Here is a 24,250-nt window from a genome sequence, read left to right as displayed (position 1 = left end):
CCTTGTCCGAGACTCTCTGCCAACAGCGATGACCCTAGTTTCCCCCGACACCTTAATTTCAGGCGCCCGCGCCGGACAACTCGTCAGTTTTCCCACTGATACCGTTCCGGCCCTCGCGGCCCGCAGCGATCGCGCCGAGCTGATTTTTACCGCCAAACAGCGCAGCCCGGACAAGCCCCTCATTTTAATGGGCGCCAGCCTCGAAGACTTGATGCCTTACGTCCTCGGATCGGCGATCGAATTAGAAGCGTGGCGCGCCCTCGCCCGTCGATACTGGCCCGGGGCGCTGACCTTAGTGCTGCCCGCCTCGGCGGCAGTTCCCCCGGCGATGAACCCCCTCGATCCGTCTACCATCGGTCTGAGGGTTCCCGATTGCGCGATCGCCTGCGAAATCCTCGCCCAAACTGGACCGTTAGCCACCACCAGCGCTAATTTAAGCGGTCAGCCGCCCTTACAACGGCTTGCGGACATCGATCGCGCCTTTGAGGGCGTACTGACCTTGGATCCCGAGGCGATCGGCCCTTTACCCCCCGCCAGTGGCTTGCCCTCTACCGTCGCCAAATGGGCTGGCGATCGGTGGGAAATCCTGCGTCAAGGATCGGTTAACTTACAACTGCCAAGTTAATTCAAAAATTTTTTAACTCAAAAGCGCTTATGAACTGGAGTAATTGGCTGTATCTCGCCACGGGTCTAGGCATCGGTTTGGCTTTACATCGGTGGGTCCCGTCGCGCCCGCAGGCGACGGAAAGCGACACGAGTGCAGATGGTCCTGCGCCCGAGGACGAAGCGGATCGGGCCTCGTTGGTGCGACAACTCGAACACCTGCAATTGCAATATCAAATGGCCGTGCAGATGTGCCAATTTCGTGCCGGATTCCTCTCGCGGGTTTCCCATGAATTGCGCGCGCCGATTAACGGTCTGATCGGTTCCCACCAACTGATTCTCGAAGGGTTGTGCGACAATCCCGAAGAAGAACGGGAGTTTTTGGGCAAAGCCAACACCTCGGCCCTCAAAATTATCGAAATTCTCGATCGCATTCTCGATGTCGCCCGCACCCAAGAGGGTCGTACCCCCATGACCCTCAAAGTGGTTCCCCTAGGGGAAATTCTGGCTAAAGTACGGGAGTTAACGACAATTCAAGCGGCTAACCGTAACATCGGCCTCAAAATTGGCGAAAGTGACCCGAATTGGTACGTTCGCGCCGATCGCCACTGGCTGACCCAAGTGTTGGTCAACGCGATCGATATGGCGATTACCCCGGTCACCCCGGGAGATATCCGGGTCAGTGTCGAGGAGGTGCCTGCGAGGGACGATCGCCCTCAAGCGCCTCACGGGGATCTGAAAATCGCGATCGATACCTATTTGCCGTTGGAATATTGGAGCGAGCCGATCGACTTCCTGCACCGAGAACAAACGGCGGACTGTTCGTTAATGGAAGATCCGGAACTGTCTGCCGGGATGAACTTGTGGCTCGACATCACCCTGTTGGAATTGATGTCAGGAAAGCTGGAAATTTTACCCCTGCCAGCGTCCGCCGCCCCCAATTCCGGGGATGCGAGCCTCACACCGGGAGCTACCCGGCTTCAATGCTTAATTCCACGGGCGATTCCGACGGCAGGGACGGACTCGTGAGCGGTTCGTTGTATAACACCATCGTCGTGGTTGAATTCGGCTCGAAGCCGATGCGCTCGTAAAAACGCTGTTGGTAAGTGGTGGTGAGGTAGACTCGTTCGACGCGGTTGAGGTGCGGGTGACTGACGAGGGTTTCGACTAATTTGCTGCCGAGTCCGACGCCGCGATACTCCGGATGAATGACGACATCCCAGATGGTGGCGCGGTAAATGCCGTCCGAAGTGGCGCGTGCGAAGCCGATCAAGCGGTCTCGATCCCAAACGGAAATCACGGGATGGCTGTGGGTAATCGCGACGGCCAGATCTTCGATTTGGCGATCGCGTGCCCAAAATGCAGTAATCTCGAACAGGGATTTGAGGGCGTGCAAGTCGATCTCGCTTTTGCGATCGCTGAAGCGAATATGACGGCAATCCATCGTGCTATTCATGCTCAATTAACCTTGGAGTAGATTGAAATGGCGGATCGAATGGAGAAAAGTCGAGACCTGTCGAGCTCAAAATAGGAAAGGCGATACTCCTTTCTCCTTTGGAGACGCTCGGCACAAGGCGCACGCTCCGCGAACGGAGTCGCGTTGCGATCGCCTGCAGTTCGATGGCTTCAAACTGCACGAGCGAGAAACATGCTCGTTCGATTTCGGATCGCACAACTGTGTCAAAAATACTTTAAATTTGGCCGCTCAACACAGCTCGAACCCCGAGGGCTAGATCGCAATCGGGTATCGTCTAACCGTCTCGATCTTGTGAGTGGGACTACTTCTCAAATTTCGATCGCTCCGAGTTGAATGGATCGTTTTATCTTAGAGATCACTACTTTACTTTTATAATAAAACGGCTGGAATGACCAGCGTTATTTTTGTTTTTATCGGTTTTTCTTGACATGGACGAGGGCAATTCTCCGCCCATTTTTTTGATGGGTTGTAGAAGGTTTCGAGGGGCGATCGCCCGTGAATTGGGAGCGGCGATCGCCCGATTCTCTAGGACGTGAAGCGGTTTAATTCGCCAACCAACGCGCCGCATCTTTGGCGTGATAGGTCAAAATCAAATCGGCTCCGGAACGCTTGAACGCCGTCAGCGTCTCCATCACCACTTTTTCCTCGTCGATCCAGCCGTTGAGCGCTGCCGCCTTCACCATCGAATACTCTCCGGAAACGTTATAAGCGGCCACGGGTAAGTGAGTCGCTTCCTTAACGCGCCAAATAATATCCATATACGCCAAAGCAGGCTTGACCATCAACATGTCCGCGCCTTCGGCAATATCGAGTTCGATTTCTTTGAGCGCTTCGCGACCGTTCGCCGGGTCCATCTGATAGGTCCGGCGATCGCCAAATTGGGGCGCCGACTCTGCCGCATCCCGGAACGGTCCGTAGTACGCCGAGGCATATTTCGCCGCATAAGACATAATCGGCAAATCTTGATAACCCGCCTTATCCAACGCCGCCCGAATCGCCTGCACGAAGCCGTCCATCATCCCGGAAGGGGCGATAATATCGGCTCCAGCTTTCGCTTGGGAAACGGCGGTTTTGCCGAGCAGTTCTAAAGTCGGATCGTTGAGAACCCGTCCGGTCAGATCGCCAACTTCTAAATAACCGCAATGACCGTGAGCGGTGTATTCGCACAAGCAGGTATCGACCATGACGATTAAATCGGGAACGGCTTCTTTCACCGCCGTGGTCGCTTTTTGGACGATCCCGCAGTCGTGCCACGCGCCCGTAGCTTCCCCGTCTTTGTCGTCGGGAATCCCGAATAAGATAATCGACGGGATGCCCAAGTCGTAGACTTCTTTTGCTTCTTCGACAATTTTATCGATCGAGAGTTGGTAGACTCCCGGCATCGATTTGACTTCTTGGGCGATGCCTTCTCCCGGTACCGCAAACAGGGGATAAATTAAATCGTTGGTGGTGACGATATTTTCGCGAACCATCCGACGAAGCTGGGGATGGCTACGCAAGCGGCGAGGGCGATGAATTGGAAACATGGTGTTTTGTTAAGGATTGAAAATCTCAAATTTTAGTCTAAAACTTGGGCGCGCCCCCGGTTCGCCGATAACGTTACGTTCTGTTACACGAACCGGGGGCATGGCCTGTCCGAACGGGGCGCTTTGAAAGCAGAAAGGCTCGCCGGGTGGCGGGCCTCTCTCGGGATCCGTACAATCGGAGGGAACGACGAGTCGTTTGAACCCCGCCGATCGCGTCAATTAAGCTTCTAAAGGATAGACGCTTACTTTTTTGCGGCTTTTGCCTTTTCTTTCAAAAGTGACGATGCCGTCAACCAGAGCAAACAGGGTATCGTCGCTGCCCCGTCCGACATTATTGCCGGGGTGAACTTTGGTTCCCCGTTGGCGGATGAGGATGTTTCCGGCTTTGACGACTTGACCGCCGTAGCGCTTGACGCCCAAGCGCTGGGCGTTAGAGTCGCGACCGTTGCGAGTGCTACCCGTTCCTTTCTTATGAGCCATAGTTCTTTCTCGTTTTTGTCTGGGGATAGTTCACCGACGTTGCCAGCTTTCCTGGGCGGGCAACGGGAGGCAGAGGCTAGGGAAAGCGTGCCTCCCTCGGGATGGTCTGGAGTATTGTCTATTGTGCCGCAATCGGAGTCGCGATCGCTACTGCCGACTAGGCAACGGGAGCAGATTCTTGAGAGTCGGCGGTATCGGTCGCGTCGCTCGCGAGAACTTGACCGTTCATCGAGATCGATTTAATCATGAAGCGGGTCAGTTCTTGACGGTGACCGCGTTTTTTGCGGGTTTTCTTCTTCGGCTTCATCTTGTAGACGATCACCTTCGGACCGCGCAGGTGTCGGAGGACTTCCCCTTCGACGCTGGCCCCTTCGATGTAGGGTTGACCGACAGTTACGGTGTCGTCGTGGCTGATGAGGAGAACTTTTTCGATCGCGATCGTTTCTTCGGGATCCACGGGAAGCAGTTCGATGTCGTAGAACCGACCGGGTTCCACGCGCAGTTGCTTGCCGCCAGTTTCGATAATTGCGTAGGTCATAGGATGGTGATGGGAATTGCCGTACGGGTAGCTGGTTGAGAGCGTTTACTTACACAAGAGCCAGCATTTGCCGAGATCGAACCCGATCCGAGCAACAGTCACGGCGCCGGGAGGCGGGGGTGACTGACAAGTCGCTGCCTTGTCGAGGGCGTTTTACGCTTGAGCGGGAGCCGCTTCCTCTTCCGGTTCGCTTTCGCGCACTTCTTGTTTGACGGTCAGGTAACGAATGACTTCTTCACTCAGACGCATCATCCGTTCTAAGGTCGCCACGGGAGAGCCATCGCATTCGTAATTCATCTGGACGTAGATGCCTTCGCGATGGTTGTCGATCTCGTAGGCGAGACGGCGTTTGCCGCGATGTTGGGTTTCCACGTTGGTCGCCCCGTGTTCGCGCAGCAACTCTTGGTATTTCGCGATCGCCCGGTCGGTGAGTTCTTCGCCGAGGTCGGGGCGCAAGATGTACATCGTTTCGTAGATGAATTGTTTCATCGAAGTTGGCTCCTTGTGGACTGCATGGCTCCTTCTCACCCTTGGCTGTGACGCGGGGGGACGCCGTACTCTCGATTCCGGCGAGCGCTCCCCCCACCAAAGAAGAAGCAAGGGATTACAATAGTTGGGATTTAATTGACCGTTGCCAGCCAATTTTCCGCACAAACAACAATTGTATCAGTTCGCCGCCGATTTTTATCCGATCGCGTTCGAGATCGATTAACTTTAGGATCGATACTCGACAGAAGCAAATCGGCTTCGATCGCGGCGAGGGATCGGTCGGTCGCAAGGGGACGACAGAGATCGACCCTTGGCGTTCCTGCTGCCGAGGCTCTACAACTAGCGACCTACTGAATTATCAACAAGAGGGCAAAAGTCAACGTTATGGCACAGCGCTATGTCCGCATCCAAACTCCTGAAGGACGGATTTACTACGGTTTATTGCAATTGAGCCGCAGCGTTCAGTTGCTCGACGCCCCTCCCTGGTTAAAAGGGCAACCGACCGAGCGATCGCTTCCTCCGGACAGTTACAAGCTGCTGGCGCCTTGCGCGCCCTCGAAAATTGTGGCGGTGGGCAAAAACTATACCGATCACGCCGCCGAAATGGGAACTCCGGTTCCTTCCGAACCCTTGCTGTTTCTCAAACCGCCGAGTGCGGCGATCGCCCACGGCGACGCGATCGCCTATCCACCGCAATCGCAACAGGTGGAATACGAAGGCGAATTAGCCCTAGTGATCGGCGATCGCTGCGTCCAGTGCGGCCCGGAAGAAGCGGGCGCCAAAATCTGGGGCTACACGATCGCCAACGACGTCACCGCCAGAGATTTGCAAAAACGGGACGGACAGTGGACGCGGGCCAAGGGGTTCGATACCTTCTGCCCCCTCGGCCCGTGGATCGTGCGCGAACTGAGTCCCGGGTCGCGCTTGCAGACCTTTCTCAACGACGACCCCCAACCCGTTCAGTCGGCCCTAGTCGATGAAATGGTCTTTCCGCCGGACCTGTTAGTGTCGTATATTTCCCAAGTGATGACCTTGCTCCCCGGGGATGTGGTGTTGACGGGAACGCCGCGCGGGGTCGGTCCGCTCGCGATCGGCGATCGCACCCGCGTTTCCATCGAAGGAATCGGCGTTTTAGAAAATACGGTCAAACAACGCTTACCTTAATCAGTTCTAGAATCGGCTAAGAGCGCACTTGCATGTGAACCGCATCGGAAATGGCCGGAATTTCGGCGTAGCGACCCATCAGCGACTGCGCCACGGCATAAATGAAAGCGACCCAAATCCCTAAAAAGACCGTATTAAAGAGCGCTTCGATCGCCAAAGCCCCTAACATGTTGCCCAAAATCGGCAGAATCAACCCGCATAAGAGCAGAACGATGTCTAATAAAATTGCCTGCATCGTGTTAAAGCGAATAAAATGACTGATATTTTCATTTCTAACTACGGCAAACAGCAGCACGAAGAAAATAATCAGTCCGGCAAAGGGAATGCTCTCGTACAGTTGGATAACAGGTAAGAGGGGAATAAAAATAATTTGCAACTGCGGAAACTGCTCGAATAAAAACCGACCGAAGCGCAGCCCTTCGATCGCCGGAAGTAAGTAAGGTAAACAGGCAAAAATACGGTCGGAAATGGGTGTAGTCCCGCGCCAAGTCATGTTAAATTCTCCTGAGTGAACGGGTTAACAGTTTATAAGCTCAGGATAGCGCAGTTGGGAAAGGGAACGGATCGACCGCGATCGCCCAACCCGCGATTATTCCAATCAACTATTCGATATGAGCGACGGTAAAGCCCATTTCGCACTGATAACATTCTGCCTGTCGGTCGCCGGATTTGCGGATCGCGTGGCCGCAGCAGAGCTGACCGGGGCGCCAGCGCGGCTGACCCGTGCGGTCGGCGAGCAAGCACGTCTGACAAACTTGCCGGGAAGGGAGTACGCGATCGTCCATTAAAATCACCAGCATTTGAAACCTCCTCGGGATCCCCAACACCCTCAAAGACATTCTATGACACGAATTTAGGAACGCCTCCCAAATTGCAATAGAAGGTTATATTGTTGGCGGCGATCGCTGCCGTATCGTGAGTCTCATTTTGCGCGAATTTTCTCGGGGCGGGCGATCGCGCCGACGACCAAAGCCCGAACGCTCCCCCTTCAATCCGACCCCGCGATCGCGTTATGATGGATGGCCTGGGGTTATTGGGGTTTTGTCAAAACCGATTTCTTTTTCAACGCTGCCGATTCCTCCCCACATTTGTTTTCAATTGTACCCGTCGCCCCTGCCACAGCAGGTTGCGCGGGTTTGATGTCTCCGTTAGAGGTTCGATCTGTGACTTCAAGTAACTTAGACTTTTTGGCCGAAACCGATCCGACCGTTGCCGGACTCATCGGACAAGAACTCCAACGCCAACGGGATCACTTAGAGCTCATTGCCAGTGAAAACTTCACCTCAGCCGCCGTTTTGGCCGCTCAGGGTTCGGTGCTGACCAATAAGTACGCCGAAGGACTGCCCCGCAAACGCTACTACGGCGGGTGCGAGTACATCGACGGAATCGAACAGTTGGCGATCGATCGCGCCAAAGAACTGTTTGGGGCCGCTTGGGCCAACGTCCAACCGCACTCTGGGGCTCAAGCGAACTTTGCGGTCTTCCTGGCTTTGCTCCAACCCGGCGATACGATTATGGGAATGGACTTGTCCCACGGGGGTCATTTAACCCACGGTTCCCCAGTGAACGTGTCTGGCAAATGGTTTAAAGTCGAGCATTACGGGGTCAGTCCCGAAACGGAGCAACTCGATTACGATCGCATCCGCGAATTGGCCAAACAACACCAGCCGAAATTAATCATCTGCGGTTACTCCGCTTATCCGCGCGTCATCGACTTCGAGAAATTCCGGGCGATCGCCGACGAAGTGGGCGCCTACTTGATGGCCGATATCGCCCACATTGCCGGATTGGTGGCCACCGGACACCACCCCAATCCCCTACCCCACTGCCACGTGGTCACCACCACCACCCACAAAACCCTACGCGGGCCGCGCGGTGGGTTAATCCTGACCGACGACGCCGAACTGGGTAAAAAATTGGATAAAGCCGTATTTCCCGGCAGCCAAGGCGGTCCCCTCGAACACGTGATTGCCGCCAAAGCCGTCGCCTTCGGCGAAGCCCTCAAGCCGGAATTTAAAGCCTATAGCGGCCAAGTGATTGAAAACGCCAAAGCCTTAGCGGCAGCCCTGCAACAGCGCGGTTTCAAACTCGTTTCCGACGGGACCGACAATCACCTGATGTTGGTGGATCTGCGATCGATTTCGATGACCGGAAAACAGGCCGATCGCCGCGTCAGCCAGGTCAACATTACCGCCAATAAAAACACCGTTCCCTTCGATCCCGAATCGCCCTTTGTCACCAGTGGCTTGCGCCTGGGATCTCCCGCAATGACCAGCCGGGGCATGGGAACCGAGGAATTCACCGAAATTGGCAATATCATCGCCGATTGCCTCTTAAATCCCGAAGACGAGGCGATCGCCGCCGATTGTCGCCGTCGGGTCGCCCAGTTGTGCGAGAAATTCCCGCTTTACCCGCACCTGAACGTACCCGTCGCCGCGATCGCCTAGAACGAGAGCGCCGGGCGATCGCCCCCGGAAGCCGCAAGGGTCATCCGGCAAATTTGGCCAACTTGAGATTGTCCAAACGGGCTGCACTCAAAGATTCCAACGGCGATCGCCCCGCCGCCAGCCCATTTTAATTCCAATTTCCTTGCTGAGTTCGTTCTGAAATGTAGTAAATGTAGGTAGACGTTGTTCGAGACGTTCTGTCTGTCTTGCACTCTATCTCGTTCAGATGCCTTACCAGCCGTTCGATCTGGTCTCCCTTTACCATCTGGTTGCCTTCGTTGTCTCAGCCGTGGTGGTTTTGTGTACGACCCCTTGGGTCAAAAAAATTGCCCTCAAAAGCGGTCGCGTAGACCTGCCCGGAGGTCGCAAAGTCCACAGCCAACCGATGGTACGCTTGGGAGGAGTGTCCATCTTCTTAGGCGCCTTGAGCGCTCTTTTAATTGTATGGTGGACTGGAGGCTTCGGCATCCTACCCCCAGACAAAGAATATGAAATTTGGGGCGTGACCATTGGCGGACTCGCCTTTTTTCTGATTGGCTTAGCCGACGACTTGTTCGGTCTGTCCCCCTTTATGCGCTTGTTCCTCCAAGGGATCGTAGCCGGGGCCGCCTGGAACGTCGGCGTTCAAATCGAATTTATCAGTATTCCCTTCGCCGGATTGGTCACCTTACCCGATTGGATCGGCTTTCCCATCACGATCGTCTGGCTGGTCGGGATGACCAACGCCATTAACTGGATCGACGGCTTAGATGGGTTGGCGGCGGGGGTCTCGGGGATTGCCGCCGTGGTCATGCTGACCGTGAGCTTATTCATGCACCAACCTGCGGCGGCCCTGATTGCCGCAGCCCTCGCCGGAGGAACCCTCGGATTTTTGCGATACAACTTCAACCCGGCTCAAATCTTTATGGGCGATGGCGGCTCTTACTATATCGGTTTTACCCTGGCGGGGGTCGGGGTGATCGGCTTAGTCAAAACGACTGCAGTCACCGCAGTCGTTTTACCGTATATCATTCTCGCCGTCCCCATATTGGATATGTCCGCCGTGATCGTCGATCGCCTCCGCAACGGCAAATCCCCCTTCAGCGCCGACAAACGTCACTTACACCACCGTTTACTCGCGGCGGGACTCTCCCACCGTCTGACCGTCTTGTTCATTTACTCCCTAACCTTGTGGGTCGGCAGCATTGCCCTCGCTTTCGCCGGAATTCCCAGTGGGATCGCCTATGCACTGGGGGCGACGGCCCTGTTGAGCTATACCAGTTGGAAAGTGATGAAACACGCCCGCTAACGGTTCGCTAACCGTCTTCAATGGCAGCAAAGCTCGCTTTTGCTGTCCGAACTCGATCGCCAATTCTCGAACGGATGAGTGCATGAGTGCTGAAATTATTTGTGTGGGTACCGAGTTGCTGTTGGGCGATATTCTCAACAGCAACGCTCGATTTTTAGCCGGGGAACTCGCCAGTCTGGGCATTCCCCATTACTTTCAAACCGTTGTCGGAGATAACCCGCAACGGATTCAACAGGTCTTGCAAGTCGCGCGCGATCGCGGCTCCCAATTGCTCATTTTTACAGGGGGCTTGGGCCCGACTCCGGACGACCTGACCCACGAAACCCTCGCCCAATTTTTCGGGGTGTCTTTAGTCGAAAAACCGGAAATTCTCGAAGATATCGCGGCTAAATATGCCGCACGCGGGCGCAAAATGGCGTCGAGTAACCGCAAACAAGCCTCAATTCCCGACGGGGCGGACATTTTACCGAATCGGGCCGGAACCGCACCCGGTATTATTTGGCAGCCGGAACCGGGATTGACTTTGCTGACGTTTCCCGGCGTTCCCGGCGAAATGCACCGGATGTGGCAGGAAACGGCGGTTCCCTACCTCAAAGGTCGCGGATGGGGACGGGAAATTATTTACAGTCGGGTGTTGAAGTTTTGGGGGATTTCGGAATCGGAACTCGCCGAGAAGGTCAGCCACTTTTTCGAGCAAAGTCATCCGACGGTGGCCCCTTACGCCAGCAATGGCGAGGTGAAATTGCGACTTTCGGCCCGGGCCCGATCGCCTCAAGAGGCCCAAACCGCGATCGCCCCCGTTATCGAACAGATTAAAGCAATTGCCGGATCGGACTGTTTCGGTAGCGACGAGGATACCCTCGCTTCCGTGGTCGGTCGCTTACTCCTGGAGTCCGGCCAGACGATCGCCGTGGCGGAGTCCTGTACGGGAGGCGGCTTAGGCCAGCTTATTACCGCCGTAGCGGGCAGTTCGAGCTATTTTATGGGGGGAGTCATTTCTTACGATAACCAAGTCAAGATCGCCCTGCTAGGGGTCGATCCGGCGGTGTTAGAGCGCGAGGGCGCGGTGAGTGCGACGGTGGCCGAGCAAATGGCGCGCGGGGTGCGCGATCGCTTGGGGACCGATTGGGGGGTCAGTATTACCGGAATTGCCGGACCGGGGGGCGGGAGTGAAGCGAAACCCGTCGGTTTGGTCTATATCGGTTTGGCGGGATCGGATGGCAGTGCGGACAGTTTTAAATATCAGTTTGGGGCGTTGCGAGATCGCGATTTAATTCGCCATTTCAGCGCCTGTTGTGCGCTCGATCGCCTGCGCCGAAAATTGTTAAGATGAAGTTAACATTTAACGGCGATCCCGAAATTTATCCTATATTTGGCTTTGTCAAAGGGATCCAGCCTCGATCGAGACCGCAAAGACGCGCGATCTCCGGCGATCTCCAGACTCGAAAACGCGATCGATCCCCTCAGTAGACTTGCTCATTTCCGAGGATTTGGTTACGATCGAGTTAAACGAATAACCCCTGCGCTGGACAACGCAATGCGTCGTCGGGACAGCAGCCGCAGTAACGGTTGGACTGAAGGAGCTAGTTTATTCAATGGACTATATCGATAAAGTTATCGAAAAGCTTAGAGAGTGGGCGCAGAAAATTATCGATGCCCTTCTCGGTCCAGAACCCGAACCGGAACCCGAACTGATTCCCATCCCCGTTCGCGAACCGAGAAGGCGTGGTTAATTTGTAGCCATCAACTGGAGTGGGTCTAATTGTTGAATATTTTGGTCTTGCACGGACCAAACCTGAATCTCCTGGGTCGTCGAGAACCAGGAGTTTATGGTTTGGCGACTTTAGATGATATCACGGCTTTACTAGAACGAGAAGCCCAAACCCTAGAGGCAAAAATCGAAACCTTGCAATCGAATCACGAGGGGGTTTTGATTGACGCGATTCACGACGCCTTGGGGAAACACGACGGCATTTTGATCAATCCGGGGGCGTATACTCATACCAGTGTAGCCCTTCGAGATGCGATCGCCGGAGTCAATTTACCGACGGTAGAGGTTCATTTGAGCAATATTCACCGTCGCGAACCATTTCGCCACCATTCTTATATTGCCCCGGTTGCTGTGGGACAAATTAGCGGTTTCGGACCGGACAGTTATCGATTGGGATTATATGCGTTGGTGAATTACTTGAAGCAGAAGAGTTGAGGGAGAGTTTAGAGACTGTTTATAAAATAAACATTTCTATTGTGTCCTGTAGGGGTTTGGTAACCAAACCCCTACGAGATTTTTTGATATTTTCTTTATAAACAGTGTCTGAGAATCGGCGGTCTCAATTAGACTCCGACTGTTCGAGTAAAGCAATGAGTTGGGCTTTTCTCAATCTGGAATAACCAGAGTAACGTCGTTCTCGGGCGAGTTTTTTTAATTCAGGAACTGTTAATTTAGAATACTTTGAATTGGAAGAAATGGCAACCGATCGCCTGGGTTGGGGGTTCAATTCGTGACGAAACTTATCAAATTCCCGGGCGATTAATACTTCGATCGCCTTCAAATTCCCTTGACTTTCCAATTTTTCCAAACGGCGATCGCACATTTCCAGTTTCTGGCTAAATTTGAGGTCGAAAGTACGAAGTAACTGACCCAATTCGGCGAGATGGCGATCGAGGGTTTCAATCGAACTAGAAATTTCGACAGATTCAGTGATTTGATGGGATTCGATCGCTCTATCTTCGATCGCCGTATCTTTTGTTGAATTGAGGGCGATCGTGGGATTGTTTGGGTTAGTTTCTGCGCGATATTCTTGAAAAACTTTAACCTGTTCGAGTAACGCTTCTTCGTTCTCCGGTTCGATTACAAAAGCACCGACCATTTCCCCTTGACGGGGGTCGATTTCTTTTGCTCTTACAGCTATATAATACTGAAAGTGTCCGTCAATGACTTCAAAGGATTTTAACCCCGTTCGACGCACGACAAAAGGGGCGATCGAACCTTTTGCAGCTAAGCTGAGATGGGCTGCATAATCTATTTTATCGGCGGGGAAACGATCGCGATCCACAGTAGAGGTGATTTTGTTAACGCCAATCAAGGAAGGTAACAGCTTTTTCATGAAGCTAATCCAGTTTTATTTAAGACTTCTAAGGCGAGAATTTCAAATTCTTGGGCGGCGGTCGAATCGGGTTTAAAATCGAGAACCGATCGCGGACAAGCAATTTCTAAATCGCCGACGAGTTGGACTTGTTCGGAACATTTAGCGAGGTCGTCGCGATCGTAAATGGTACTGTCGAGAAGTTCCAGTCCGTAACGAGTGGGAATCAGTTCCCGGCGTTTTTGAAAGGTTGATTGGATGAACCGTGCGTTGGTCGAGATTTTACAGGGTAAGATCCCTAAGATTTCGACCGGGCCACGTCTGAGTTGCTTGCGAAATCCATTGACATTTTTAATCAAGTCTTTAACGTTATTTAACCCTTGATTAGAAAAGGGTTTGAGATCGGAGGGAATCATCACATAATCGGCGGTAATTAAAGCAATTCTGGCGTAAAGATTGAGGGAAGGTGGCGTATCGATTAAAACGATATCGTAGCGATCGCGCACGGAGTCGAGCTTATCTAGCAGACTCAAGCGGCTGTAGTCGAGTTGATTTAATTCACTTTCATATTGCATTAAATCGATATGGGCGGGAATCACATCAATTTCTGGACTACAAAATTCGGAAGATCTGGCTACTTCATCGATGGGATGATATTCTTCAGACTGTAAAACATGTAAGATATTACTATCTCGAATGTCGTCGAACTCTTCATCGTCAAATTTGATTAATCCAGTGGCAAAGGTGGTGTTCGCTTGACTGTCGATATCGATAACTAAAACTCGTTTACCTTGTTTTCTTAAGGCTGCCGCTAAATTGACGACAACGGTAGTTTTTCCGACGCCACCTTTGTTATGATAAACGGCAATAACTTTCATCGATAATGTCCTCTCGGGAATAGGTGAGCGATCGCGGTTTTCTCGAACAGGGGTTGTTTCTAAATTGGATAATTCCGTTGATAAACTACGATCGATGGAATGAGACGAGATCGGAGGGGGACGATCGCCACTTTTGGGGTCAAGTTCTTGTTGGAGGCGATCGCGACCGATTAAACCTTCTATTATAGAGAAATTCTCATCAATTTTATCTCCAGAACATTGAAAAACTAGTTTAATTTGAGTACCGTCCCGTCGATAAATTCTGAGTTGTTTTCCATTTGTTAGCAATCCGTATTTAACGTGAAGTTGGGTTAAATATCGCCGGAATTTGCGGACGTGGCGATCGAGTTTTTGCCGGGGATGTTTGGCTTCCATGACTACAGTCAGAGGGGAATCCGCACTTAAGACAAAGGGAATGGCTTGAGTGGCGAAGGCTAAGAAGTCGAGGCGAATGCTGCTGAAGGTTACTTCTTGATGCCAACTTTCGGGAGGATAACCTAATTTTGGCAATAAGTAACTGACAATCAGTTTACTTTCAACTTCGCTTTCATTGCGGCAAAAATTGGGATTAAACCTCAAGGGTGGGAGACTCCTTTGGGATTTTAGAGGCTTTTTTGGGAGTTTTTTATAGAATCGAGCTTATTGTATGGCACGATCTCGCCGCGCTACTTCCCCCGATCGCTTGCGATCGTTCAATGGGTAATTGCATGAGATGTTAAATGACCCCTATTGATAGTCTCACGATTTTTGAAAAGAAGGTCGTATATTCACAATCTTTTACATTTTTGGAGGCGATCGCGGTCCTGGGGGAGGAAAAGGTATATAGAAATCGGATAAGGGCGAACGATGTTAGCGATAGTGGTGGCAAAAGGCGATCGCGCGATCGATCGTCTGAGTTTGCTGGGGATAGTCGAGTTGGGGGCGTCGGATCGCGAGCAGGTCGATGCCCAATTCGGCGGCCAGTTGGCGCTTGATATGCTCGCCGCCAGGGGATCCGGAGGCTTTGGTGACGACGGCGGTAAGCTGCCACTGCTGCCAGAGGGCGCGCTCTAATGGGAGGGAGATCGGCGGACGCAGGGCGATGAGGCGATCGCCTGTAAATCCGGCATCGAGGGCGGCTTGCAAGGCGGTTTGTGAGGGTAAAATCCGGGCGAATAAGGTCGATCGCCGTTGCCAGGGACGAAATAACGATAAATAACGATAGCCGATTGTGAGTAAAACCCGGTGTCCGGCGAGGGTTTCTCCGGCGACGAGGGCGGCGAAAGAATCGAAGTATTGGACGCGATCGCCCTCCCGATCTGGGATTTCCGGGCGTTCGTAGCGCAGGTAGGGGAGGGCAAACTCCCGGGAGGCGGCGATCGCCAGTTGTGAGATTTCGACGGCGTGAGGATGGGAGGCATCGACGATCGCGCGGATCCGGCGATCGCCGAGAAACTGCGGCAGGCGGTCGCGGTCCAGTTTGCCGACCCAGACGGACAGGGCGGGATCTGGAGGATAGAGCGATCGCGCCGATTCCGTGGTTACCGAGACGATCGCCGCGATCCCTTGCTCCAGGAGGGTGCGGGCGAGTTCGGCACTGTCGCGGGTGCCGCCGACGAGCCAGATATACCCGGACGAGTTCACGAGGGAAACTTAATTTTGTATAAATTAAATAACTCGCCGGGTTGGCGTTTGAGGATTTTGGCGCCGGAGGATTTAATCAATTGCTCCCAGGCGGCGATCGGTTCGAGGAAGACCTCGGCGCCGAGATAGGTTTCTAGGATCGCCCAGTTTTCGGCGAGGGGGGAAGCGGGATCGACGACGTCGAACACAAAGTGCGCTCCCGGTTTGAGGACGCGGCGGACTTCGGAGAGGACTTCGACCCAATAATCGAGAGGATAGTAACAGCTAAATCCGGTGGCGATCGCCAGGTCGAAAGATTCCTCGCCGTAGTCGAGGCGATCGGCAGATCCCAATTGGACGCCTTTAAATAGTTTGGAATTAAGCTGGGGACCGCGAGCGTTGAGTGCGTCGCGAGCGACGCTGCTAATTTCGCGACCGTAAAAATAAGCGCCCCAATCGCGCCAGGGATAGATTAAAAAGCCGACGCCGCAACCGAGATCGAGACAGTGTTGGTTTTTTTTCGGTTTGACCAGTTCCCAGAACGGCGAGGTAATTTTAGCTTGCAGTTGACCCGAGGCGCGCTCGTGAAAGATCGGCATCGCTTCGACTTCTTCGGGGAGGTCGAACGGTTCGCCGCGATACTCGCGATTGTAGCGCAAGGCGACGGGGGCGATCGCCGTTTCCCAGGGACTGGCGCCCGCGCGATCGCGGTGGGGAGAGGGAAAAGCAGAAGGTACAGACATGAGCAATCCATTAAATTTGCGCCACGAAGTGCGATCGCGGGGTAGACAAGGGCGCGGAAGCCTTTGAGAAGGGCGATCGCCGCCAAGGGTTAACGACCTTTGAGCGCCTTGTTAAAATTCTTGCGATAGGACTTATTGACGATCAACATCGGCCATAACAGGGTCAGATAGAGGCGTCCTTCACTAAAGTTGGTGCGGTTGAAGCCTTTCCAGAACTTCCAGCCCCCAACGGCATAAACGCCCAATAAAATTAGTGCAACCAGAGAACTCATAATGATGCGGCCTTTATAAAAGCTGATTTTGCTTTAAATTTTAGATGATTTTTTCGCCTTGCGGCGGTTGGGCGATCGCCGAGGCCCAGGCAAAAAGGGGCTCGGTCTCGTACGAAACACCTTAGCATTCGGCCAACACGGTAAACTGTTCTAGAGATTGCTTTTGTAGGGTTCTCAGATGGGCAAGTCTTTTCTCCGGGGCAGTTTCCCCATTGTCAGGAAGTGCCGAGTGCAGGAAATGTGCGATCGCCCAATTCCCAATAGAGATCGAGATCCACGAAATCTGAGTGATGAATTGCCAAGCTCTAGGGTCAGTCAGTTCCCTACCTACGGACTCGTGCGAACCGCGCGACTCTCCCGGGTTGTCGCTATGCGATCGCCCCTTTCCCGTCTGCCTTCCCTTAAGCGAGGGGAACGAACTCCGGTAAAAGACCCGAGAACACCCCCGTGTTCTGTACCCTAGAGAATACAATCCAAAATTAACGAAAGCATCTACAAAGATCGCAACGCGCGCGCGAAGACACCCAAGGAGGAAATATGCGAGCAGTGCTAATGGCAGGCGGTTCGGGAACGCGACTCAGACCGCTTACCTGCGATTTGCCCAAACCGATGGTTCCGATCTTAAACCGACCGATCGCCGAACACATCGTCAATCTCCTCAAACGCCACGACATCACGGAAATCATCGCTACCCTGCACTATCTGCCGGACGTGATGCGCGACTATTTCCAAGACGGCAGCGATTTTGGGGTTCAGATGACCTATGCGGTGGAAGAAGATCAACCCCTCGGAACTGCCGGATGTGTCAAGAATATTGCCGAACTTCTCGACGATACGTTTTTAGTCATCAGTGGCGACAGCGTCACCGATTTTAACCTCAAAGACGCCATTGAATTTCACAAGCAACGTCAATCCAAAGCCACCCTGGTTCTCACCCGAGTTCCCAACCCGATCGAATTTGGGGTGGTGATTACCGATAAAGAACATCGCATCAAGCGCTTTTTAGAAAAACCCTCAACTAGCGAAATCTTTTCCGATACGGTCAACACGGGCACTTACATTCTCGAACCGGAAGTCCTCGACTACCTGCCTACGAATCAGGAATGCGACTTTTCTAAAGACTTATTCCCCCTCCTACTCGAAAAAGGCGAGCCGATGTACGGCTACGTCGCCGAGGGCTACTGGTGCGATGTCGGTCACCTCGACGCTTACCGAGAAGCGCAATACGACGCCCTCGACCAAAAAGTCCTCGTTGATTTTGCCTACGAAGAACACTCCCCGGGGTGCTGGATCGGCCAGAATACTTATATCGACCCGACGGCTCATTTGGAAGCCCCGCTTTTGATCGGGGATAACTGCCGCATCGGCCCGCGCGTGGAAATCGAAGCGGGAACGGTGATCGGCGATAACGTGACCATCGGCGCCGATGCCGATCTCAAACGTCCGATTATTTGGAACGGGGCGATCGTCGGCGACGAAGCGCACTTGCGGGCCTGCGCGATCGCCCGTGGCGTGCGGGTAGACCGTCGCGCTCACGTACTCGAAGGGGCCGTAGTCGGTTCCCTCTCCAGCGTCGGCGAAGAAGCCCAAATCAATACCAGCGTCCGGGTCTGGCCGAGTAAAAAAATCGAATCCGGCGCCATGCTCAATATTAACCTGATTTGGGGCAATACGGCGCAACGCAACTTGTTCGGACAACGGGGCGTCTCCGGATTGGCCAATATCGACATCACCCCGGAATTTGCGGTGAAATTAGGCGCCGCCTACGGTTCGACCCTCAAACCCGGGGCCAGCGTCACCGTCTCGCGCGACCAGCGCAGTATCTCGCGGATGGTGTCGCGATCGCTCATTGCCGGATTGATGTCCGTCGGTACCAACGTGCAGAACTTAGAAGCGACCGCGATTCCGGTAGCGCGATCGATCGTGCCGACCCTTTCCGTCGAAGGCGGGATCCACGTGCGAGTCCACCCGGACCGTTCCGATTCGCTGCTGATCGAATTTTTTGACGAAAAAGGGATCAATATCTCCAAAGCTCGCGAGAAAAAGATCGAAGGCGCCTATTTTAAAGAAGATTTCCGACGGGCCCAAATTAACGAAATCGGCAACATGGCTTATCCGAGTCAAGTGCTCGATATCTACAGTCGCGGCTTCGAGGAGCATTTAAACGTCCAATCGATCCGCTACAGCAACTCCAAAGTGGTCATCGATTACGCTTATGCCGTTTCCGGTGCCGTTTTGCCGCAACTGCTCGGTAAATTCGGCAGCGATGCGGTAGTCCTCAATGCCAGCTTGAGCCAAACGGCCCCGTCTAACGACGAACGGGAAAATCTGCTGCAGCAACTCGGTCAAGTCGTCGAAGCGCTCAAAGCTACCTTTGGGGTCCAGGTGTCGGCGAACGGCGAGCAGTTAATCTTAGTCGATGAAACCGGATCGCCGATTCGCGGGGAACTGCTCACGGCGCTGATGACGAACATGATTCTGACCACCAACCCGCGCGGGACGGTCGTGGTTCCCGTGCATACGTCGTCCGCCGTCGAACAAATCGCCCGCCGCCACGACGGTAAGGTGATTCGCACTAAAGCCAATCCAACGGCGTTGATGGAAGCGTGCCATACGAATGCCAACGTCGTGTTGGGAGGCAGTGGGGAAATGGGCTTTATTTTCCCGCAGTTGCATCCCGGCTTCGATGCGATGTTCTGCATTGCCAAGACGATCGAAATGCTGATGTTGCAAGAGCGATCGCTCGGTCAAATTCGCTCCGAACTGCCGCGAGTATGCCATAAGAGTTACACTTTGCGCTGTCCCTGGACCGTCAAAGGCGCCCTGATGCGCCATTTGGTAGAAACTCACCCCTCGGAAATCTTGGAATTGGTCGATGGGGTCAAGATCCTCGATCCGCCGGAAGAAAGCTGGGTGTTAATTCTGCCCGATGCGGGAGAACCCTTGGTGCATATTTTCGCCAACAGCAACGATCGCGAATGGGTCGATAACAGCTTGATGGAATACCGCAAGCGGGTTCAAGAGTTTGTGGAAGAACGGGAAACCGGAGAAATGAATTCTTTCGAGAATTGAGTTGCACTTCGGTGACGCAAGTTCCCTTGAGGTTCTCGGCGATCTAGAGGCACGCGATCGCGTGCCTCTAGATCGCCGAGATGTATCTTAAATATATTTCAATCGACGGTTTGAGGCTTCGACCTTTCCATGACCTTTCCGACTTCTCCCCCCTCCGCGACCGCTTCCCCGATCCGAGACCGTTGGATCTGGCGCGGTTTTAAGATCAACTACCAACACCTCGGCGATCGCGGTCCGGCGGTCGTACTCGTCCACGGATTCGGTGCCTCGTGCGGTCACTGGCGCAAAAATCTCCCCGAATTAGCCAAAACATGCCGGGTGTACGCGATCGACCTGCTCGGTTTCGGCGCTTCCGCCAAACCTGCCCCACGGATCGAAGCCGACTATACCTTTGAAACCTGGGCCGCCCAAATCGCCGATTTTTGCCGCGAAGTCATCGGAACTAGCGCCGTTTTGGTCGGCAACTCGATCGGTTGCGTCGCCATCTTGCAAGCTGCCGTAGACTTTCCCCAATGGGCCGAGGGGGTGGTCCTCATTAACTGCTCCCTGCGACTGCTCCACGATCGCAAACGAGCCGAAATGCCCTGGTACCGACGGATCGGAGCGCCGATCGCCCAAAAAATCTTACAACAAAAACTCGTCAGTCAATTCTTTTTCTCGCAGTTAGCCCGACCGAAAACCGTTCGCAACATCCTCTTACAAGCGTACCGACGCAGTGAAGCGGTCACCGACGAATTAATCGAGCTGATTCTCGAACCGTCGCGCGATCGCGGCGCCGTTGACGTTTTCGTAGCCTTTACCGCCTACTCTCAAGGCCCCTTACCCGAGGATCTACTCCCCCGCTTGTCCTGTCGCGCCCTGATTCTCTGGGGAACCGAGGATCCCTGGGAACCGTTCGCCCTCGGTCGCCAATTGGCCGAATTCGCCACCGTCGATCGCCTGATTCCCTTAGAAGGCGTCGGTCACTGTCCTCAAGACGAAGCGCCAGAATTAGTCAACCCGATTTTATCCGAGTGGATCGCGCAGGTATCGGCGGCGCGCGGCGATTCTCCGTTGGAGACCCTACGCGATCGCGATTCCCCGTCTTCGCAACCGTTCTAAACGGGCAACGTAATCACAAACTCGCTGCCTCGTCCTTCCTCCGAACTCACCTCGATCGTACCTCGGTGTTTTTGGATAATTTGATAACAAATCGACAATCCCAAGCCCGTTCCTTTCCCGACGGGCTTGGTGGTAAAAAAGGGATCGAAAATTTTCTCGCGGATCTGCGGGGGAATCCCCGGTCCGGTATCTCGAATCGTTACGCGAACCCGATCCTCAACGGCTTCGGTGGCGATCGCGAGCTGCTTTACCTCACTGTTCGCCCCCAACATCGCATCGATCGCATTGGCCAACAAATTGACAAATACCTGATTCAATTGTGCCGGATAGCAGGAGATAAGCGGTATATCCCCATACTCCTTAACCACCTCGATCCCCTGTTTGAGTTGAGACCCCAGAATCAAAAGGGTACTGTCGATCCCTTCGTGCAACGAAGCTTCTTTCATCTGGGCCTCGTCGAGGCGAGAGAAATTGCGTAACGACACCACGATCGCCTTGATGCGATCGGTACCCATTTTCATCGACGCCAGCAGTCGCGGAAAATCTTCTCGCAGATAATCCGGTTCGATTTCGTCGAGACGCGCTCGGGTTTGAGGGGAAAGCTCCAAACCTTCCGCCTCGTAGAGATCGACCACCTCTTGCAAATCTCGCGCATATTCCTCGGCGTGAACCAGATTGCCGTAGATAAAACTGACTGGATTGTTGATTTCGTGGGCGACTCCGGCGACGAGTTGCCCCAAACTCGACATTTTTTCCGTTTGAATCAGTTGGGCTTGGGTTTGCTGAAGCTCGGCGAGGGCGGCGCGCAGATCTTGGGTGCGCTCTTCGACTCGCCGTTCCAGAGTTTGACGGGCGTTCTCCAATTCCTCGGTATATTCTCCAACCCAGGCGATCAGTTGATTGAGGGAAACGGCGAGTACGCCGACCTCGTCCGCCGTACTGACCGGGGCTTTCAGCTCGAAATTCGATTCCTGAGTGACCTGGCGAGCGACCTCCGTCAAAGCTTGGATCGGGCGGGCAATGCCGCGACTGGTATAAATCGCCAGGGCGGCGGCGATCGCCGCCGACAGTGCCATACTGGCCATAATCACTTGGAAGCGTAGGGTATCCGCGCGGATCGATCCGGCTTGAGCTTGTTGGTATTGGACTTCTGCCGCGTGCAGGATACGGATGAGGCTTTCCGAGAGGCGCTCGAACTGGACGTCGAGGGCGAGCAGTTCGCGATCGCGGATCGTATTGACGATCTGTTGCTGGGCGGCGCTTTCGTCCGCGCTCGCGTTGACTTGCTCGATGCGATCCCAAAGCGACTGGACGATCTGCTCGTAAGCGTCGATCGTCGTGGCATAGTCCGTTAAAATCTTCCTCAACTGGCTCGATTCGGTGACCACTTCGGGATTGCGATCGCCGAACTCGTGGAGTTCGGAAAGGAGCGCCTCGACCCGAGCGATATTCCCTAAAAACTCGCTCGTTTCGTACTCGAACCAAATCGAATCGCCGACGACGGCAAATAGCTGTTGCGGGTGAGACCGTATCTTCAGCACCCCATTTTCTAATTGATTGAGTAAATTTTGCTGTCTGTCGGCAACGACGAGCAGGTGTTCCGCCTGGTTTTGATAGTAATTGCCGACGATCGAACCGATCGCGGTCCCGGACACGGCAATGCCAATCGCAAACCCATAGCCATAGCCGATTTTTTTGGCGATCCCGAGGTGGGCGATCGCCCGGGTGACCCAACTCCAAACGCCTTTGTTTTGGGCGATCGAGGGTCTGGGCATTTCGAGATCGCTCTCCCACTTTGCATTTACCATCGGTTTTCCCCCACGACTGGCTCTCTCCTCGCAGTGTCAAGGCTCCCGACGATCGCGATCGCCCTGGCGGCGATCGGGGCACTGTAGCAGAGAGAAGAAGACCACAATAGCGTTGTTTGTTTCATCAGAACCGTTTCGAGACAAGTGGGCGATCGCACGACGTCAATCGAGCTAGAGGTAATCGTCTTGTCCGATCGCGCGATAGGCTTCGCGGATCGGGTCGTAATCGCTATTTTTGGCTGCTACCATTTCGGAGTTGGCATACTTTGCATTCGCCGCCGACGCTAAAATCCCTTGCAGTAATTGGTCTTGAGCGGCGAGCATCAGCGATCGCATCTCCTCCAAACAGGCGGGATCGAGTTGGGAATTGGCTGCAAATACGTCGCTCGGTAAATCGGGACCCCGGGCGACGATCGGAACCGCGCTCTCGGATAAACCCGCCTCCCGGAGGAATTGAGTGCGCCGGAGATTGGAATCGGCCCACGCATCCACTTCGCCTTTTTGGAGGGCTTCCAAGCCGCGATCGCCTGTCATCACTGTTTTAAAATCGGACTGGGGATTTAAGCCCACATCCACGAGCAGCTTGGTCGAACCGAGGTGACCTGCGGTTGACCCGGCAGTTCGCATGGCGATCGTTTTGCCTTTCAACTGTTTCAACGAGGTAATGGCACTGTCGGCCCGCACCGAGATGACCGAGTAATAGTTGGGTCGGGTCAGGGCAATCAAAGGGATGGCCTGCGCTCTGGCATGGAGCAGCACGTATTCCGACGGTCCGGCGAGGACCAGATCGACCCGACCGGACAGCAGGGCAGGACTGGCGGCGACGTGGTTCTCTACCGAGAAAAATTCTACGTTTCTCCCCAATACGTCTGCCAATGCCGATTTAAAGGCGCCGAATTCGGCTTGTAACTGTTCGAGTCCTTTGATATCCGTTATCGCTAATCGCAGGGTGTCCGGGCAGTTCGCTGCGGTTTGAGAACGATTGCGCTGAGGCTGGCGGGTGGCTGTGGTGCAACCTGCGATAAACAAGAGAGACGACCACAGAAATTGACGCCGTTTCATGGTGGTCGATCCTGTTCGGCGGTCAATAGCCAGAGCGATTTTAGACGGGCGATCGAATAACATTGTTATAACAATTATCGGGTCTGTTATCGAGACCCTCTTGAGAGGGGCTACGGGGTATGAAGATCGACGATCTAGCCACTCGGGCGTCGGCTTTGTGCAGTCCCAAAGGATTAGATCGGAGAGGAAATAGCGATCGCCCTGATGACAACTAACAACGGCTCACCTCGATTTTAAGCGATCCTGCTAACGGTTTTAGAGCGTTTTTAGGTTTAATTTTGTTTTCCTTAAAATTACGAAATAAATACGAACAAACTAAAAACGATAAAAGCCGGGTTAATACAGCATTTTCCTCTGCTATGCAAGACATTTAGATCCCCCTAAATCCTCCTCGCCAGGTAGGGGTTTGGTGACCAAATCCCTACTTTCCTCGTTCCCCCCTGTAGCTCATCAGACGCCCGAGTGCTGTAGAGGCGACTATCTATTTTTCCTCAAAAATGTATCCGAGACTCAATAACAAACCTGGCAATATACTTGATTTCTTTAAAGAATAGATGGAATTCATTTCAGATGACAGGTTCTTGAAACAATGATTCGGCAGTAAATGTGAAGAA

At 53.7% G+C, this 24,250-nt stretch carries 24 protein-coding genes; 10 read left to right on the top strand and 14 right to left on the bottom strand.

Translation table 11 applies throughout. From position 1 onward, the window contains the following. Positions 1-28 precede the first annotated feature (28 nt). Positions 29-625 carry an L-threonylcarbamoyladenylate synthase gene (locus tag JJD41_RS16900; protein ID WP_200668694.1) on the top strand — a complete coding sequence of 199 codons (597 nt, stop codon included), beginning with the start codon at positions 29-31 and terminating at the stop codon, positions 623-625. A 29-nt stretch (positions 626-654) separates the two neighbouring features. Further along, on the top strand, positions 655-1,632 hold the full coding sequence (locus JJD41_RS16895) for a sensor histidine kinase (protein ID WP_200668693.1): 978 nt from the start codon (positions 655-657) through the stop codon (positions 1,630-1,632). Here the strand turns inward: JJD41_RS16895 and JJD41_RS16890 are convergent. From JJD41_RS16890 to rpsF, 5 genes are all read right to left on the bottom strand, one after another. Continuing rightward, positions 1,574-2,059, bottom strand: a complete 486-nt coding sequence (locus tag JJD41_RS16890; RefSeq protein WP_370583867.1) for a GNAT family N-acetyltransferase — start codon at positions 2,057-2,059, stop codon at positions 1,574-1,576. The two genes, JJD41_RS16895 and JJD41_RS16890, sit on opposite strands and share 59 nt — an antisense overlap. 563 nt (positions 2,060-2,622) lie before the next feature. Then, entirely contained in the window at positions 2,623-3,606 is a 984-nt protein-coding gene (gene hemB / locus JJD41_RS16885; protein WP_200668692.1) for a porphobilinogen synthase, read from the bottom strand. A gap of 219 nt (positions 3,607-3,825) precedes the next feature. Continuing rightward, on the bottom strand, positions 3,826-4,086 hold the full coding sequence (gene rpmA, locus JJD41_RS16880) for a 50S ribosomal protein L27 (RefSeq protein ID WP_168570905.1): 261 nt from the start codon (positions 4,084-4,086) through the stop codon (positions 3,826-3,828). Positions 4,087-4,243: 157 nt separating this feature from the next. After that, the gene (rplU, locus tag JJD41_RS16875) at positions 4,244-4,624 is read right to left on the bottom strand and encodes a 50S ribosomal protein L21 (protein WP_200668691.1); all 381 of its coding nucleotides are present in this window, start codon (positions 4,622-4,624) and stop codon (positions 4,244-4,246) included. A 153-nt stretch (positions 4,625-4,777) separates the two neighbouring features. Then, a complete protein-coding gene (rpsF, locus tag JJD41_RS16870; RefSeq protein ID WP_200668690.1) occupies positions 4,778-5,113 on the bottom strand; it encodes a 30S ribosomal protein S6 in 336 nt (111 codons plus the stop codon). Between the two features lie 384 nt (positions 5,114-5,497). Here rpsF and JJD41_RS16865 point away from each other — a divergent pair, with 384 nt between their 5' ends. Beyond that, positions 5,498-6,277 carry a fumarylacetoacetate hydrolase family protein gene (locus JJD41_RS16865; protein ID WP_200668687.1) on the top strand — a complete coding sequence of 260 codons (780 nt, stop codon included), beginning with the start codon at positions 5,498-5,500 and terminating at the stop codon, positions 6,275-6,277. A gap of 16 nt (positions 6,278-6,293) precedes the next feature. Here the strand turns inward: JJD41_RS16865 and JJD41_RS16860 are convergent, their stop codons facing one another. Then, on the bottom strand, positions 6,294-6,770 hold the full coding sequence (locus tag JJD41_RS16860) for a Tic20 family protein (RefSeq protein WP_200668685.1): 477 nt from the start codon (positions 6,768-6,770) through the stop codon (positions 6,294-6,296). Between the two features lie 109 nt (positions 6,771-6,879). Continuing rightward, on the bottom strand, positions 6,880-7,077 hold the full coding sequence (locus tag JJD41_RS16855; protein ID WP_200668683.1) for a hypothetical protein: 198 nt from the start codon (positions 7,075-7,077) through the stop codon (positions 6,880-6,882). A gap of 363 nt (positions 7,078-7,440) precedes the next feature. Between JJD41_RS16855 and glyA the strand changes: the two genes are divergently transcribed. The 5 genes from glyA (at position 7,441) to aroQ (ending at position 12,218) form a co-directional block, all read left to right on the top strand. Beyond that, positions 7,441-8,724, top strand: a complete 1,284-nt coding sequence (glyA, locus tag JJD41_RS16850; protein WP_370583865.1) for a serine hydroxymethyltransferase — start codon at positions 7,441-7,443, stop codon at positions 8,722-8,724. After that, positions 8,667-8,855 carry a hypothetical protein gene (locus JJD41_RS16845; protein ID WP_200668679.1) on the top strand — a complete coding sequence of 63 codons (189 nt, stop codon included), beginning with the start codon at positions 8,667-8,669 and terminating at the stop codon, positions 8,853-8,855. Before glyA ends, JJD41_RS16845 begins: the two co-directional genes overlap by 58 nt. Before the next feature lie 95 nt (positions 8,856-8,950). Then, complete coding sequence (locus tag JJD41_RS16840) at positions 8,951-10,012, top strand: MraY family glycosyltransferase (RefSeq protein WP_200668677.1); 1,062 nt, start codon at positions 8,951-8,953, stop codon at positions 10,010-10,012. Between the two features lie 82 nt (positions 10,013-10,094). Continuing rightward, the gene (locus JJD41_RS16835) at positions 10,095-11,345 is read left to right on the top strand and encodes a competence/damage-inducible protein A (protein WP_200668649.1); all 1,251 of its coding nucleotides are present in this window, start codon (positions 10,095-10,097) and stop codon (positions 11,343-11,345) included. Positions 11,346-11,774: 429 nt separating this feature from the next. Further along, a complete protein-coding gene (gene aroQ / locus JJD41_RS16825; RefSeq protein WP_200668647.1) occupies positions 11,775-12,218 on the top strand; it encodes a type II 3-dehydroquinate dehydratase in 444 nt (147 codons plus the stop codon). A 124-nt stretch (positions 12,219-12,342) separates the two neighbouring features. Here the strand turns inward: aroQ and JJD41_RS16820 are convergent, their stop codons facing one another. The 5 genes from JJD41_RS16820 to JJD41_RS16800 form a co-directional block, all read right to left on the bottom strand. After that, positions 12,343-13,119: a Rho termination factor N-terminal domain-containing protein gene (locus JJD41_RS16820; protein WP_200668645.1), complete on the bottom strand. Its 777-nt coding sequence runs from the start codon at positions 13,117-13,119 to the stop codon at positions 12,343-12,345. Further along, entirely contained in the window at positions 13,116-14,555 is a 1,440-nt protein-coding gene (locus JJD41_RS16815; protein ID WP_200668643.1) for an AAA family ATPase, read from the bottom strand. The genes JJD41_RS16820 and JJD41_RS16815 overlap by 4 nt, the downstream gene beginning before the upstream one ends. A 270-nt stretch (positions 14,556-14,825) precedes the next feature. Continuing rightward, positions 14,826-15,599: a cobalt-precorrin-6A reductase gene (locus JJD41_RS16810; RefSeq protein ID WP_200668640.1), complete on the bottom strand. Its 774-nt coding sequence runs from the start codon at positions 15,597-15,599 to the stop codon at positions 14,826-14,828. Beyond that, positions 15,596-16,321, bottom strand: coding sequence for a class I SAM-dependent methyltransferase (locus JJD41_RS16805; RefSeq protein ID WP_200668638.1), 726 nt, complete (start codon positions 16,319-16,321; stop codon positions 15,596-15,598). Before JJD41_RS16805 ends, JJD41_RS16810 begins: the two co-directional genes overlap by 4 nt. Before the next feature lie 89 nt (positions 16,322-16,410). Next, positions 16,411-16,593, bottom strand: a complete 183-nt coding sequence (locus JJD41_RS16800; RefSeq protein WP_168570921.1) for a hypothetical protein — start codon at positions 16,591-16,593, stop codon at positions 16,411-16,413. A gap of 537 nt (positions 16,594-17,130) precedes the next feature. Here JJD41_RS16800 and JJD41_RS16795 point away from each other — a divergent pair. Then, positions 17,131-19,665 carry a mannose-1-phosphate guanyltransferase gene (locus JJD41_RS16795; RefSeq protein WP_200668636.1) on the top strand — a complete coding sequence of 845 codons (2,535 nt, stop codon included), beginning with the start codon at positions 17,131-17,133 and terminating at the stop codon, positions 19,663-19,665. A 129-nt stretch (positions 19,666-19,794) separates the two neighbouring features. Then, on the top strand, positions 19,795-20,766 hold the full coding sequence (locus tag JJD41_RS16790) for an alpha/beta fold hydrolase (protein ID WP_200668634.1): 972 nt from the start codon (positions 19,795-19,797) through the stop codon (positions 20,764-20,766). Here the strand turns inward: JJD41_RS16790 and JJD41_RS16785 are convergent. Together JJD41_RS16785 and JJD41_RS16780 are read right to left on the bottom strand one after the other, a co-directional pair. Further along, the gene (locus JJD41_RS16785; protein ID WP_200668632.1) at positions 20,763-22,574 is read right to left on the bottom strand and encodes a sensor histidine kinase; all 1,812 of its coding nucleotides are present in this window, start codon (positions 22,572-22,574) and stop codon (positions 20,763-20,765) included. The two genes, JJD41_RS16790 and JJD41_RS16785, sit on opposite strands and share 4 nt — an antisense overlap. A gap of 171 nt (positions 22,575-22,745) precedes the next feature. Next, positions 22,746-23,636 (bottom strand): PhnD/SsuA/transferrin family substrate-binding protein, encoded by an 891-nt coding sequence (locus JJD41_RS16780; protein WP_200668630.1) that lies wholly within the window; start codon positions 23,634-23,636, stop codon positions 22,746-22,748. Between the last annotated feature and the right edge of the window lie 614 nt (positions 23,637-24,250).

The organism is Oxynema mangrovii CENA135 (assembly GCF_016632315.1).
Lineage (GTDB): Bacteria > Cyanobacteriota > Cyanobacteriia > Cyanobacteriales > Laspinemataceae > Oxynema > Oxynema aestuarii.
This window is presented reverse-complemented; position numbering and strand designations above follow the sequence as displayed.